Annotated in this window: 7 protein-coding genes; 2 read left to right on the top strand and 5 right to left on the bottom strand. The window is 73.0% G+C overall.

Annotated elements, in window-relative coordinates; translation table 11 throughout:
- Positions 1-29 precede the first annotated feature (29 nt).
- Complete coding sequence (locus ACFV9H_RS00750) at positions 30-1577, bottom strand: alpha/beta fold hydrolase (RefSeq protein WP_385391467.1); 1548 nt, start codon at positions 1575-1577, stop codon at positions 30-32.
- A gap of 635 nt (positions 1578-2212) precedes the next feature.
- Between ACFV9H_RS00750 and ACFV9H_RS00745 the strand changes: the two genes are divergently transcribed.
- Together ACFV9H_RS00745 and ACFV9H_RS00740 are read left to right on the top strand one after the other, a co-directional pair.
- The gene (locus ACFV9H_RS00745; RefSeq protein ID WP_385391465.1) at positions 2213-4879 is read left to right on the top strand and encodes a SpoIIE family protein phosphatase; all 2667 of its coding nucleotides are present in this window, start codon (positions 2213-2215) and stop codon (positions 4877-4879) included.
- 122 nt (positions 4880-5001) lie between these two features.
- Entirely contained in the window at positions 5002-6147 is a 1146-nt protein-coding gene (locus ACFV9H_RS00740) for an ABC transporter substrate-binding protein (protein ID WP_385391463.1), read from the top strand.
- A 353-nt stretch (positions 6148-6500) separates the two neighbouring features.
- On the opposite strand, the gene ACFV9H_RS00735 is transcribed toward ACFV9H_RS00740, so the two are convergent.
- The 4 genes from ACFV9H_RS00735 to ACFV9H_RS00720 all read right to left on the bottom strand — a co-directional run bounded on the left by ACFV9H_RS00735 (position 6501) and on the right by ACFV9H_RS00720 (position 14620).
- Positions 6501-7838: a M1 family metallopeptidase gene (locus ACFV9H_RS00735; RefSeq protein WP_385391461.1), complete on the bottom strand. Its 1338-nt coding sequence runs from the start codon at positions 7836-7838 to the stop codon at positions 6501-6503.
- 56 nt (positions 7839-7894) lie between these two features.
- On the bottom strand, positions 7895-11800 hold the full coding sequence (locus ACFV9H_RS00730) for a Pls/PosA family non-ribosomal peptide synthetase (protein WP_385391459.1): 3906 nt from the start codon (positions 11798-11800) through the stop codon (positions 7895-7897).
- 190 nt (positions 11801-11990) lie between these two features.
- A complete protein-coding gene (locus tag ACFV9H_RS00725; protein WP_385391458.1) occupies positions 11991-13037 on the bottom strand; it encodes an ABC transporter ATP-binding protein in 1047 nt (348 codons plus the stop codon).
- A complete protein-coding gene (locus ACFV9H_RS00720; protein ID WP_385391456.1) occupies positions 13034-14620 on the bottom strand; it encodes an ABC transporter permease in 1587 nt (528 codons plus the stop codon). The genes ACFV9H_RS00725 and ACFV9H_RS00720 overlap by 4 nt, the downstream gene beginning before the upstream one ends.

Here is a 14620-nt window from a genome sequence, read left to right as displayed (position 1 = left end):
TCCCCGAAGCCACGACGTGCCGCTCCCGGTCACTTCGGCGTGATCGTGAACGGTTCCCACTTGAGGCCCGCCACGCAGCTGGTGTCGGGCGCGGTCGGACGGGCGAGGAACGAAGCCAGCACCTTCTGGGCGCAGGGCGACTGCGGGACCACCCAGTGCCCGATGCCGGGGACCTGAACGGTGGTCGACTGGGACAGCTGACGGGCCGTCTTCTGCGCCCAGCTCGCCCCGGTCTTCATGTCACCCGTCCCGTTGATGAAGAGCGTCGGCACCGAGCTGACGGGGGCCACCCGCATCGTGCCGGTGCGGTCCGGGACGTTCCAGACACGGCACACCTCTTCCTGGAAGGCCAGTTGGGGCGCCTGCGCCAGGACCGGGTCCGGCCAGTCGGGGAACGCCTCGCGGCCCGCGTTCAGCAGGTCGGACGCCGAGCGGTCCGGCACCCACTCGCTGCACACCACCGAATTCGTCAGACCGTGGGCGGACTGGCCGACGACCTGGACCGAGCCGGCGGCGCGGGCCCGGGCGAAGCGCTCCGGACGTCCGCGGCCGAGTTCTTCGATCGCCGCCGGGACCTCGGCGAACGGGATCGCCTTGGCGACCAGCAGGTTCACCAGCGCGCCGCCGTCGAGGACGACCTTCACCGGGTCTCCGCCCTGCGGTGGCCGGACGTTGAGCGTCAGCGGCTGGGCGTCCAGCTTGCGCACCTGCTCGTTCAGGGTGCGCTCGATGTCCGGGTAGCGGCTCTTGCAGCTGGGCTCCGCCGCGCAGGCCTTGTAGAGGTTCTCGAGGCCCTCTTGGGCGCCGGACCAGGCGAAGGGCAGGGAGACGTACTGCGAAGGGGCGATGGAGTCGAGCGCCACCGCGCGGATCCCCTGGGGGTGCAGGCGCAGGTAGGTCATGGCCAGGTTGCTGCCGTAGGAGTGTCCGTAGACGTTCCACTGCTTGATGCCGAGCGCTGTGCGCAGGTCGGCGAAGTCGGCGGCGTTCTCGGTGCTGTTGTAGGCACTCAGGTCGGTTCCGTCGGCCGCCAGGCGGTCCCGGCACTGCTTCGCCGCGTCGACCATGAGCCGCTGCGTCTGCGGCGCGTAGGAGGGGAGCCCCACGGACGTGGCGTAGAAGCGGTCCAACTCCGGGCAGGCCAGGTTGGGCTTGTCGTACAGATTGCCGCGCTGGGCCATGACGATCAGTTCGCGGTCGCGGTTGAGGCCGGAGGAGACCAGGAACGGTATGTCGTCGAAGACCTCGCCACCGGGACCGCCCGCCATGAACACCACGGGGTCCTGGGCGGGCTTCGCCGAGGTGGCCGGTATGACCGCCACGGCCAGCCGGATGGTCCGGCTGTCGGGACGGGCACGGTTCTCCGGGACCTCCAGGAATCCGCACCGGGCGGTGGCCAGCGCTTCGATCGGCTCAGGGGGCTTGGGACAGGGACCCGGCACGAAGCGTGACGTCACGGCCTTGCCGGTACCGATGTGTGGTGGTACGGCGCCGGCCGCGCTCGGGGCTGGTGCTGTCAGGAGGCCCAGAGCGACCCCGGCCGCTGCTGCCCCGATGCGGAAGCTGTGCGGTGCCATGTGATCCCGTTCCTCTGCCGATCAACGGCAGCCCCGCAGGGCGACGCCGCGGCGGTATGGGTGGAACCTACGTAATCGACGCTACCAGGCGGTCCGGCGACCGGCACACGGACGGGCGGCGGCCACGGGTACCTCTCGGCGGCGGCAGGACGACGGAGGCCACGCCGGCCGACGTTCGCCCGCAACGGCCATGGACGCGGCGCGCGTTGACCGCCGCCTGCGTGTTCGCGCGCATCTGCTGACAGGGCTTCACGACTGCTGACCGCTCTGCCCACCCACCCCCGCGCACGGTGATCATCGGCGAGAACGAGGTCGGCGGTCCGGCATCGGATCGCCACCCCGATCTCGCCCGCGCCCCCGCCCCCTCGCCTCACAAGCTCGCTCCGTGGAGGGGCGCCCGGATCACGCTTGGCCCGGCGACCGTCCCTCCCCGCTGCCGACGGCCCGCAGAGGTTAGAAAATGGAGTATGAGCGACCTCCTTGGACGTGTCCGGCGTTGGCTGCCCGGCTCGACCACGGGCTCTTCCTCCCGCTCTCGGCGTCCCCGCTCAGCCCACCACGAGGAGCGTCAGGAACACGCCCAGCCCCTTGAGGGAAGGGCGCGGCGGCCGCAGCGTCTGTCCGCTCTGCTGAGCGTGCGCAGCGTGGCCGGCGAGGTGTTCCTGCTGCAGCTGGCCGTCGTGGTGCTTCTCGTCGCCGCCGCGGTGGCGGCGCTCGTGGTGCAGGCCCGGAGCGCCGCCATGCTGGAGGCCCGGCACCGTACGCTCGCCGCCGCCGGAACGTTCGCGGAATCTCCGGGCATCGTCGCGGCCCTGCACAGCCCCCGTCCGAGCGCGGTGCTGCAGCCGAGCGCCGAGGCGGCCCGGAAGATCGCCGGGGTCGACGGCATCAACGTGTACACGCTCGATGGGGTCACCCTCACCCACAGCGACCCGCGACAGATCGGGAAGCACGTCGTCGGCCCCTTCTCCAAGGCAGCGGCCGGCAAGTCCTTCACCGAGACGTTCAAAGGGTCCCTGGGCCAGTCCGTGGTCTCGGTGGTTCCCGTCAAGGATTCCGACGGCCGCGTGATCGCCGTCGTCTCCTCCCCCGTCACGGTCCAGAACGTCCAGGGCATGGTGAACCGGCAGCTGCCGGTCGTCCTCGGCAGCGCAGCCGCGGTGCTCGCCCTGTCCGCGGGCGGGACGGCTCTGGTGAGCCGTCGGCTGCTGCGCCGGACCCATGGCCTGGGACCGGCCGAGATGACGAGCATGTACGAGCACCACGACGCGGTGCTGCACGCGGTGCGAGAGGGCGTGCTGATCGTCGGCGGCGGCGGACGGCTGCTGCTGGCCAATGACGAGGCGCGGCGGCTGCTGGATCTTCCGGTGGACGCCGAAGGGCTCCCGGTCACGGAGCTGGGCCTGGAGGAGGGGATCGCCGATCCGATCGTTTCGGGACGTTCCGCGACCGATGAGCTGCACATGGCAGCCGATCGGCTGCTGGCGGTGAACATACGGCCGACCGCCCCCTACGGGCAGGCCGGGACCGTCGTCACGCTGCGGGACACCACCGAGCTGCGGGCACTGTCCGGCAGGGCCGAGGTGGCCCGCGAGCGGCTGAACCTGCTCTACGACGCGGGGGTGCGGGTCGGAACGACGCTGAACGTGGAGCGCACCGCGGAGGAACTGGCGGAGGTGGCGGTCCCGCGGTTCGCCGACGTGGTCACGGTCGACCTGCTGGACCCGGTGCTGCGCGGCGAGGAGCCGCCCGAAGCGATCACCGAGATGCGCCGCACCGCGGTCGTCGGCCTTCGGGGCGACCACCCGCTCTCCCCCGTCGGCGAGCTGATCCGCTTCGCGCCCACCGGACCCATGGCCGCCGCCCTGGCCGGCGGCCACGCGGTCATGGAGGCGGACCTGCGCGCCACCCACCGCTGGCGGGCGCAGGACCAGACGAACGCCCTGCAGATCCTGGACCGCGGTATCCACTCCCTGATCGTCGTGCCCCTGCGGGCCCGGGGCGTGGTGCTGGGAATGGCCGGCTACTGGCGGGGCCAGGACTCCCCGCCGTTCGACGAGGAGCACGTGTCCTTCGCCGAGGAGCTGACCGCCCGCGCGGCAGTGTCCGTCGACAATGCCCGTCGCTACACCCACGAGCACAACATGGCCGTCACCCTGCAGCGCAGCCTGCTGCCCCGGGGCGTGCCGGAGCAGTCCGCCGTCGAGGTCGCGCACCGCTACCTGGCCGCCCAGGCCGGGGTGGGCGGCGACTGGTTCGATGTCCTCCCGCTGCCCGGCGCCCGAGTGGCCCTGGTGGTCGGCGACGTCGTCGGCCACGGTCTCCACGCCGCCGCCACCATGGGCCGCCTGCGCACCGCCGTGTACAACTTCTCCACCCTCGACCTGCCGCCGGACGAACTCCTGAGCCACCTGGACGAGCTGGTCGCCCACATCGACACCGACGAGCAGGAGTGGCAGGGGATCACGGGAGCCACCTGCCTGTGCGCCATCTACGATCCCGTCTCCGGGCAGGTGACCGCCGCCACCGCCGGGCATCCGGGCCCCGCTCTGGTCCGCCCCGACGGAACCGTGTCCTTCCCCGAGGTGCCGGTCTCCCCGCCGCTGGGCCTGGGGGCGGGCATGCCCATGGAGACCATGTCGGCCGTCCTGCCCGAAGGCTCCCGGCTGGCGCTCTTCACCGACGGCCTGATCGAGAGCCGCGACCGCGACACGGACGCGGGTCTGGCGGCCCTGCGCGCCGCCCTTGCCGGGCCCGCCCGCACCCCGGAGGAAACCTGCACCGCGGTGATCGACGCGATGCTGCCCACCAGGCCCAGCGACGACGTCGCGCTGTTGGTGGCCCGCACCCGCCGGCTGGACCCCGCGCGGATCGCCGAGTGGGACGTGTCTCCCGACCCGGCGGCGGTGTCCCCGGTGCGCAACGCCTGCGCCCGCCGGCTGGTGGACTGGGGCCTGGAGGACATCGCCTTCACCACGGAACTCATCCTCAGCGAGCTGATCACCAACGCCATCCGCTACGGCAGCGAGCCCATCCGGGTGAGGCTGCTGTACGACCGCTGCCTGGTCTGCGAGGTCTCCGACGGCTCCAGCACCTCCCCGCACCTGCGCCGTGCCGAGGACACCGACGAGGGCGGCCGCGGCTTGTTCCTCGTCGCGCAGTTCGCCGAGCGCTGGGGTACCCGCTACACCGCCCGCGGCAAGATCATCTGGAGCGAGCAGGCCCTCCACGACGGGGCCGCACCGCCGGCGATGGATCTCGGGGAGGCGCTCCTGGCCGGGTGGGACGACGAGGGGTTCTGAGAACGCACCGGTCCGGCGGCCGCGGGGAAGACGGTGGACACCACCGTGTGGGACTGCGCTGCCGAGGCCGCCGAACGTACGCTGGCCTCGATCAGTACGCGACCGTCCGTCATGGAGCCTTCGTGCCCGTACCCCGTCTCCGGACAGCTTCCGTCGCCGCCTGCCTGGCCCTCTCGGCGGCGCCCCTCGGCGCCTGCGGAGACAAGCCCACCGCCGTGCCCAGAGCACCCGCGGTGGCCACCTCCGCCGCGGACGCCGGCGGCATGGCGGCACTGACCACGGCGGCGAAGAAGGAAGGCTCGCTCAACACGATCGCGCTCCCGAGCGACTGGGCCAACTACGGCGCACTGATCGACGGCTTCGAGAAGAAGTACGGGATCAAGGTCGTGGTGGAGAACCCGGAAGGAACCAGCCAGGACGAGATCAACGCCTTGAAGGAGCACAGGGGCGAAGGCCGCGCCCCCGACGTGATCGACGTGGGGGGCTCGTTCGCGCAGTCCGCGGCGCGGCAGGGCCTACTCGCTCCGTACGAGGTCGCCGCGTACGACCAGATCCCCGAGGACCAGAAGGACGAGCGGGCCCGCTGGTACAACAACTACGGCGGTTACATCTCGATCGGCTGTGACGCCAAGCGCGTCAAGACCTGCCCCGCGACCTTCGCCGACCTGCGCAAGCCCGAGTACAAGGGCAAGGTCGCGCTCAACGGCGACCCCGTCAAGTCCGGCTCCGCCTTCGCCGGGGTGTACGCCGCGGCCCTGGCGAACGGGGGTTCCTTCGACGACATCCAGCCCGGCATCGACTTCTTCGCCGAGCTCGACAAGAACGGAAACTTCATCCCGGTCGAATCCACCCCGGCCACGATCGCGAAAGGCCAGACGCCGATCAGCATCGACTGGGACTTCCTCAACCTCGGATACGCCGACGACTTCCGCAAGAAGGGCGGGGACGTCGACTGGCGGACCGCCATCCCCTTCGACGGCAGCTTCGCCCAGTACTACGCGAACGCGGTGAACAAAGACGCCCCGCACCCCGCGGCGGCACGTCTGTGGCAGGAGTACGTCTTCAGCCCGGAGGGCCAGAACCTCCGGCTCGGCGCCTACGCACGCCCCGTCCTCATGGACGCGATGGAGAAGGACGGCACCCTCGACGAGGCCGCCGCGCAGAAGCTGCCGACGGTCGAGGGCACGCCGACGTTTCCGACGGAGGCGCAGAGGGAGAAGGCGAGGGAGACCGTCAACCGCGGCTGGTCCGAGGCCGTCTCGGGCTGAGGCAGGAGGTGGTCCAGGCCAGGCGTGCGCCCGCCCGCGGCGGCTCTGGCGGTGCCTGTGCTCGCCCGCGTCCGGGCACTTCGGCAGGTGGGGCTCGGACGGCAGACTCATGGCTGCGGGACGTCTTCGGTCTCTCCACCGACGGCGCCTGGCACGGTCTGGCCGTCACCTCGATGATCGGCGACAACGACATCGCCGACGAGACGTTCACGCTGTCCGACGCGGCCACGAACTGCAGTGGCGTGTCGCGGAACGCCGGGGCGTTCGGGGCGGCCTTCTCCGGCTGACCGCTCCGCCGGCGGGCGCGGGAAGTCGCGGGTCCGGCCGGATCGAGGAGAACGGCGGTCGCGGCGTCACACTCCGGGTCGGCTGACTCCCAGCGGAGGGAGAGCCGGCTCGTACAGCCAGGCCCTGAGCAGGTCGTCCACCGGCTCGGTCGCGTAGCGCGCCACGTGGGTGGTGAAGGCGGCCGTGGTGACCACCCCGTGGCGGTGCACGGCCGCCCAGTCGCGCAGCATGCGGAAGAAGGCGTCGTCCCCGAGGGCGAGGCGGATCGAGTGCACGGCGAGACCCCCGCGCTCGTACAGCCTGTCGTCGAACATGAGCTTGCGGCCCGGATCGGCCAGCCGCAGGTCCTGCGGCTGCGAGGCCAGCAGCCGGTGCGCGGTGGCCGCCAGCTGGTGCGCGGTGCGGCTGCCGGAGCGTTCCGACCAGAGCCATTCGGCGTACTTCGCGAAGCCCTCGTTCAGCCAGATGTGCCGCCAGTCGGCGATGGTCACGCTGTTGCCGAACCACTGGTGCGCGAGCTCGTGGGCGACGAGGCGCTCGGAACCGCGTGCGCCGTCGACGTGGTTGGTGCCGAACAGGGAGAGCCCCTGGGCCTCCACCGGGACGTCCAGTTCCTCGTCGGCGACGACCACCGTGTACTCGCCGAAGGGATAGGGCCCGAAGAGCTCCTCGAAGAGCCGCATCATGGCGGGCTGCCGGGCGAAGTCGCGGGAGAACTCCGCCAGCAGGTGCGCCGGCACGTGGGCGCTCTGTGGCACGCCGCCGAGCCCGGGGTCGCCGAGCAGCACCGTCTGGTACATGCCGATGGCCAGGCCGACCAGGTAGCTGGGGGTCGGCGCGGACTGCTCGTACACCCAGGTGGTCGTGCTGGCCTTGGTCGTACGGGTGAGCAGCCTGCCTCCCGCCACCACCGTGTAGGCGGACGGGGTGTTGACCGAGATGTGGTACGAGGCCTTGTCGGCGGGGCGGTCGTTGCACGGGTACCAGGAGGGCGCGCCGATCGGCTGGCTGGCCACCAGCGCGCCGTCGGTGAGTTCCTCCCAGCCGAGGCCGCCCCAGGGGCTGCGCACCGGCTTGGGGTTGCCCGCCCAGTGCACCTCCACGGTGAAGGCGGCGCCGGCGGGCAGCGGCTTGGACGGGCGGATGCGGAGCTTGCCGCCCCGGTGGGCGTAGTGCGGCGCCCGGCCGTTCACCAGGACCCGGCCTATTTTGAACTCCGCCAGGTTCAGGTGGAACTCGGTGAGCGGCGCCCGCCCGGCGATCGCGCTGAGCCGGGCCGTCCCGGCCAGCCGGTTGGGGCCGGGACGGTATTCCAGAGCGAGTTCGTACCGGTGCACGCGGTAACGGGCGTCGCCGTTGGCCGGGAAGTACGGGTCCGCTACCGCTGTCTGCTGGCCGCCCACTGTCGGTTCCGCTCCCTGCGCTGTGCTCGTACGACGTGCTGGTGCGGGCCGCCCGTTCAGGAGCGCCACGCCTCGATCGGATTGCCCAGCCAGCGGGTGTCGGCGGGGACCGATTCCCCGGCCATCACGAGGGATGCGGGCCCCAGCGTGCTGCGGGCCCCGACCGTGCTCCCGGGCAGGACGATGCCGCCCGGGCCCAGGGTGGCGCCCTCGCGGAGGACCACAGTATCCGTCCTCAAGATCCGGTCGTGGAAGAGGTGCGTCTGCAACACACAGCCGCGGTTCACGCTGACCGCGTCGCCCAGCACGACCAGGTCCGTCTCGGGCAGCCAGTAGCTCTCGCACCACACGCCCCGGCCGATCCGTGCCCCGAGCCCGCGCAGCCACAGGGCCAGCAGCGGGGTCCCGGGGACCGAGCCGACGAGCCACGGCACGGCCAGTACCTCGACGAAGGTGTCGGCCAGCTCGTTGCGCCAGACGAAGCCGCTCCACAGCGGGTGCTCCCCCGTCCGGTGCCGGCCCACCAGCAGCCATTTCGCGGCCACCGACACCAGGCAGGCGGCGAGGCCGGCCGCGAGCAGGGTGGCGCCGGACAGCAGTGCGGTTCCCCAGATCCCCAGGTCGGTCAGGGTGATCAGGGCGCAGAGCGCCGCCACGGTGAGCACGGCCAGCGCGGACGAGCAGAAGACGGGCACGAGCCGGCACAGCTCGACCAGGCTGCGCGCCCACAGCAGGCGCGCGGGCGGATCGTACGTACGGCTCTGGTCGGAGTCGGCCGCGGACCGCGGCAGCCTGACCGGCGGCAGGCCCAGGTACGAGCTGCCCTTCTTGGCCTTCTTGGGGGTGGCGGACAGTACGCCGACCAGCCCGTCGTCCGGCACGCTGCGGCCGGGGGCGGTCATTCCGGAGTTGCCGAGGAAGGCCCGGCGGCCGATCTCGGAGTGGCCGATCCGCATCCAGCCGCCGCCCAGTTCGTAGGGCGCGGTCAGGGTGTCGTCGGCGAGGAACGCGCCCTCGCCCACGGTGGTCAGGCTCGGCAGGGCGAGCACGGTGGACACCTCCGCGCCGCGGCCGATCTTCATGCCGAGGAGGCGCAGCCACACCGGGGTGATCAGCCCGGCGTACAGCGGGAAGAGCGTTTCCCGGGACAGGTCCATCAGCTGGGTGACGGTCCAGGCCTGCCAGCCGATCCTGCTGTGCGTGGGATGGCTTCCGGTGCGCAGCCCGAGGCTGAGCAGGCGTACGGAGACCAGCAGGAGCAGCGCGTACGCGAACCCGAAGGCGAGCGCGCCGGGCACCACCGCGAGCAGCGCTCCGCTCAGAGCCTCCGCGAGGCCGGCGTCGGCGGGTACGAACCGGCTGACCACGAGCAGGGCGGGCAGGGTGGCGAGCAGGGGCAGGGCCGTGAGGCAGAAACCGGTCGCTCCGTATATGGCCCGCCAGGTGAGGCCGCGCGGCGGGCGTTCCTTGGGCCAGTTGTGCTTGGCCCTGCCCAGTTTGACTGCGGGGGCTCCGGCCCAGCGCTGCCCGGTCGGGATCAGTCCGACCACGGCGGAGCCGGGCGCCACCTCGGCCCGCTTGCCCACCCGCGCGCCGGGGAAGAGCATGCTGCGGGTGCCGACGACGGTGCCCGCGCCGACCTTGACCGGGCCGATGACGAGGCGGTCCCCGTCCAGCCAGTGCCCGGAGAGGTCCACCTCGGACTCCACGGCGCAGCCGCGGCCGAGCTTGAGCATGCCGGTGACCGGGGGCAGTGAGTGCAGGTCCACCTCGGGTCCGACCTTGGCGCCCAGCGCCCGCGCGTAGCGCTCCAGCCAGGAGCCGGTGAGCGAGGTCGCGCCGACGTACTCGGCCAGCCGCTCGGCCGTCCACAGCCTCAGGTGCACGCTGCCGCCGCGCGGGTGGCGGCCCGCCTTCACTCCGCGCAGCAGCAGCCGTGCGCCGCCGGCCGCGATGGCGAGGCGGCCCGGCGGGCTGTAGAGGAGCGCCGCGCCGGCGGCGACGAGCCACCAGGAGGCGGTCGGCGCCCACGGGTAGGGCCCGACCCGGTGCAGTACGTTGCCCAGCGCCAGCAGCGCCACCGTCCAGCGCAGCCCGACCAGGGTGGACAGCGGGAGCAGCAGGAGCGACTGCACCACCTGGGCCCGGAGCGGGACGGGGGCGACGGTGCGGGCCGCGCCGTCGTCCTGCGCGGACTTCTCCAGCCGCCGGGCCAGCTTGCGCAGGACGGGCTGCTGGTAGATGTCGAGGACGGCCGCGCTCGGGTAGCGGGTGCGCAGCCGGGTGGTGAGTTGGGCGGCGGCGAGGCTGCTGCCGCCGATGGCGAAGAAGTCGTCGGCGGCGCTGGTGACGGCCACGCCGAGGGTCTCGCTCCACTGCTCGGCGAGCCAGGCCTCGGTGCCGTACAGCTGCTCGGCGGGGCCGGTGGTCTCCAGTTCGGGCAGGGGCCAGGGCAGCGCGTCGCGGTCGACCTTGCCGGAGGTGCGGGTCGGCAGCTCGTCGACGGGGGCGAGGAGGGGTACGAGGGCCGCGGGCAGCTCGGCGCGCAGCCGCTCCACGGCCGCCGCGTGGTCCCAGCCCTCCTGGGTGACCAGGTAGCCGACGAGCAGTTGGTTGCCGCTGCGGGCGGTGCGTACGGCCGCGGCCGCGCCGGCGACGCCGGGCAGGGCCTGGAGCGCCGCGTCCACCTCGCCGAGTTCGATCCGGCGGCCACCGAGCTTGATCTGCTCGTCGCCGCGGCCGAGGAAGACCAGCCCTTCCGGTTCCGCGCGGACGAGGTCGCCGCTGCGGTAGGCGCGCTCCCAGCCGACGGATTCCAGCGGGGCGTACTTCTCGGCGTCCTTCTCGGGGTCGAGGTAGCGGGCCAGGCCGACGCCGCCGATCACGAGCTGGCCGCTGCCGCCCATGGGCACCGGCTCGCCGGACTCGTCGACCACGGCCAGTTCCCAGCCGTTCAGCGGGAGCCCGATGCGGATGGGTTCCTCGCCGGTCAGCAGCGAGGCGCAGGCCACGACGGTGGCCTCGGTCGGGCCGTACGTGTTCCAGACCTCGCGGCCCTCGGTGACCAGTCGCTGGGTGAGCTCGGGCGGGCAGGCCTCGCCGCCGAAGATCAGCAGCCGGACCTCGCCCAGGTCCTCGGGGTCCCAGAGGGCGGCCAGGGTGGGCACGGTGGAGACGACGGTGATCTCCTGCTCCACCAGCCAGGGGCCGAGGTCGGCGCCGCTGCGCACCTGGGAGCGGGGGACGGGGACGAGGCAGGCGCCGTAGCGCCAGGCCAGCCACATCTCCTCGCAGGAGGCGTCGAAGGCGACGGACAGTCCGGCCATGATCCGGTCGCCGGGGCCGATCGGTTCCTCGACGAGGAACAGCGCGGCCTCCGCGTCCACGAAGGCGGCGGCATTGCGATGGGTGACGGCGACGCCCTTGGGCTTGCCGGTGGAGCCGGAGGTGAAGATGATCCACGCGTCGTGCTCGGGTCCGGGCCGCGCGGCGGTCGCTCCGGCGCCGGCGGGACCGGTGACGTCCATGCGCTGTCCGCCGCCCAGCACGGCCCGCACCCCGGCTTCTCCGAAGACCAGTTCGGCCCGCTCGTCCGGGTCCTCGGCATCGACGGGCACGTAGGCGGCGCCCGCGGCGAGTACGGCGAGGATGGCCACGTAGAGCTCGTTGGTTCCGGACGGCACGCGCACGCCGACGCGGTCGCCGACGCCCACCCCGGCGGCCGCGAGGGCGCTGCGGCGGCGCTCGACCTCGACGGCCAGCGCGCGGTAGGTCAGGCGGGCGGTGCCGTCGTCCAGGGCGAGTTCGTCGGGGTGGGCCCGTACGGAGGCCTCGAAGATGTCGACGAGGGTGCGGGCGGGGGCCGCGGGCCCGGCCGAGAACCGGGCCGATTTGCCGGGCTCCTCGTGGTTCTCCCCGTCGCCGAGCAGAGTGAGTTCACCGCTCTGAGGTGTGGCTGCCATCGGCCCTCGCGTCTCGTTCCCGGAAACGTCCGGGTCGCCGGGGGAGCCCAGGTGTGCCCGGGTTGTTCCGATCCAGCGCCAAACAGCCCGCCAGTTTAGTGCGCGCTCGCGGAATTCCCGGCGAACGCCTTGCGCGTGGCCGGGAATCAACGGTAATGAGGCGCTACCCAGCCGGGACCGTCGCCGGGAATCACATGGCCGTTGAGTGCAGCGTGGCCTTCCCGGTCACCTCGATGCCCGTGCGCTCTCCGGGGCGGGCGGCGGCCGGGCCCGGGACGCGGACGTCGATCGGATCGTCGACGCCGTCGACGGCGACCGTGACCATGGCGTCGTGGCCGTAGAAGCGCACGTCGGTCACCGTGCCCCTGGCCGAGGCCGCGTCCGGGTCGGTCAGCCGGAGCTGCTCGGGCCGGAGCAGCACCACGCCCTCGCGGATCCGGCCGGGCGGGTCCGTGAGCGGGATGCGGCCGAGCGCGGTGGCCGCCACGCCCTGATCCGCGGTGCCGGTGACGAGTACCGCGTCTCCGACGAAGGCGGCGACCCAGGGGTCGGCGGGGCGGCGGTACACCTCGTGGGGCGTGTCGCACTGGGTGACCTTGCCGCTGCGTACGACGGCGACGAGGTCGGCGGTGGAGAGGGCTTCCTGCTGGTCGTGGGTGACCAGCAGGGCGGTGGCGCCGGTGGCCCGCAGGGCTGCGCGCACGTCGGCCCGTACCCCTGTGCGCAGGGCGCTGTCGAGGGCGTTGAACGGCTCGTCGAGCAGGACCAGGGCCGGCTGCGGTGCCAGCGCCCTGGCGAGGGCGATGCGTTGCTGCTGGCCTCCGGAGAGCTCGTGCGGCATGCGGTCTCCGTAGCCGGCGAGACCGACGAGTTCGAGCATCTCTTCCGTGCGCCGCCGACGGGCGGAGCGGTCCTGACCGGTGAGCCCGAAGGCGATGTTGCGGGCCACGCTCAGGTGCGGAAAGAGCGCGCCTTCCTGGGGGACGATGCCGATGCGGCGCTGCTCGGGCGGGAGATGCACGCCGGGGCCGCTGAGCACGCGTCCGCCGATGGTGACGGTGCCCGCGTCGGAGCGCAGGAAGCCGGCGATGACGCGCAGCAGGGTGGTCTTGCCGCAGCCGGACGGTCCGAGCACCGCTGCGAGGGCGCCGCCCGGCACGGTGAGGTCGAGGCCGTCGAGGACCGGTGCGCCGGGGCCGTACGCCTTGGCCAGGCCGGTGATCTGCAGGTCGGTCATGCGCGGTGCCTTCCGAGGAGGTAGGACGGGACGGCGGCCAGCAGGATCAGGGCGGCGGCGTAGGGTGCGGCGGCGGCGAAGGATCCGGTGCCGGTCTCGGTCCAGAGGCGGGTGGCCAGGGTGTCCATGCCGGTGGGGCGCAGCAGGAGGGTCGCGGGGAGCTCCTTCATGCATACGACGAAGGTGAGGGCGGCTCCCGCGGCCACCCCGGGGGCGGCCAGCGGCACGGTCACCTCGCGCAGCACCTTCAGGGGACTGCGCCCGAGCGAGCGGGCCACGTCCTCCAGCACCGGCGGCGATTGGAGGACGGCGGCCCGGGTGCCGGCCACGGCGACGGGCAGGAAGAGCACCGCGTACGCGCAGACGAGCAGCGGCAGTTCCTGGTAGAGCGGTTCGGCGTAGCGCACGGCGAAGAAGACGAGGGACAGCGCCACGGTGATGCCCGGGAGGGCGTGCCCCGCGTAGGCGGACTGCTCCAGCAGGTCGGCGGTGCGGCCCCGGTGGCGGGCGGCGATCACTCCCACCGGCAGCGCGAGGAGCGTGGTGAGCGCGGCTCCCGCGGCGGCGACGCCGAGGGTCGTGGCGGCGGTGTCGAGCAGGGTGCCGGGATCCCAGGTGGCGGAGTTTCCGACGGCGAGCCAGTAGCCGAGGGTGGTCAGCGGCATGAGCACGGCGACGGCGGTCACGGCGGCGCACCAGGCGAGCGCGGGCGTCCGCCACCGGCCCAGCTGCGCGGGTACGGCGGGGCGTGCGGTGCCGGTACCCGTCCGGGCGTGGCCGGCCTTGCCACGGGTCCGCGTCTCGGCGGCGACCAGCACGACGGTCATCACGACGAGGACGACGCTGAGCGCGGCGGCCGGGGTGCGGTCGAAACTCGCCCGGTACGAGGTGTAGATGCCGCGGGTGAAGGTGTCGTAGCGCATCAGCGACACGGCGCCGAAGTCGGAGAACACGTACAGCGCGACGAGCACGGCTCCGCCGGCGGCCGCGGGGCGCAGCTGCGGCAGGGTGACGCGCAGGAAGGTGCGCAGCGGCCCGTGACCGAGCGAGCGGGAGACCTCCTCCTGCGCCGGATCGGTGCCGCGCAGGGCGGCGGTGACGGGTAGGTACACGTACGGGAAGCTCACCAGGGTCAGTGCGAGCGCCGCCCCCGTGAAGCCGGCGAGCTCCGGGAAGGCGGACAGCCAGGTGAACGCGGCGACGTAACTGGGCACGGCCAGCGGCAGGGTCACCAGCACCGACCACGCGCGGGCGCCGGGCAGGTCGGTGCGTACGGTCAGCCAGGCCAGCGAGACGCCCAGGACCAGGCAGGCCGACACGACCACGGCGGCCAGTCCGAGGCTGCGGCCGAGCAGCTGGGCGGTGCGTTCGTTGGCGATGACCTCCCAGGCGAAGGCGGGGCCGCGTTCCAGGGAGCGGATCGCGAGGTAGCCGAGCGGCAGCACCGCGAAGACGGCGGCGACGGCCGCCGGGACGAGGAGGACGGCCGGCGGACGCCCGGCGCGCGACCGCCCGACCGGCGGGGCGACACCGGTCGGGCGGGCGGCCGGATCCGTCTGCGCGACGGGATCCGTGGGATGCAT

The organism is Streptomyces sp. NPDC059874 (assembly GCF_042731135.1).
In the GTDB taxonomy this organism is placed as follows: domain Bacteria; phylum Actinomycetota; class Actinomycetes; order Streptomycetales; family Streptomycetaceae; genus Streptomyces.
This window is presented reverse-complemented; position numbering and strand designations above follow the sequence as displayed.

Bases quoted from the DNA above. Each gene is read 5' to 3' on its own strand.
- ACFV9H_RS00750 (WP_385391467.1), bottom strand. From the start codon at position 1,577: ATGGCACCGCACAGCTTCCGCATCGGGGCAGCAGCGGCCGGGGTCGCT.
- ACFV9H_RS00730 (WP_385391459.1), bottom strand. From the start codon at position 11,800: ATGGCAGCCACACCTCAGAGCGGTGAACTCACTCTGCTCGGCGACGGG.
- ACFV9H_RS00725 (WP_385391458.1), bottom strand. From the start codon at position 13,037: ATGACCGACCTGCAGATCACCGGCCTGGCCAAGGCGTACGGCCCCGGC.
- ACFV9H_RS00720 (WP_385391456.1), bottom strand. From the start codon at position 14,620: ATGCATCCCACGGATCCCGTCGCGCAGACGGATCCGGCCGCCCGCCCG.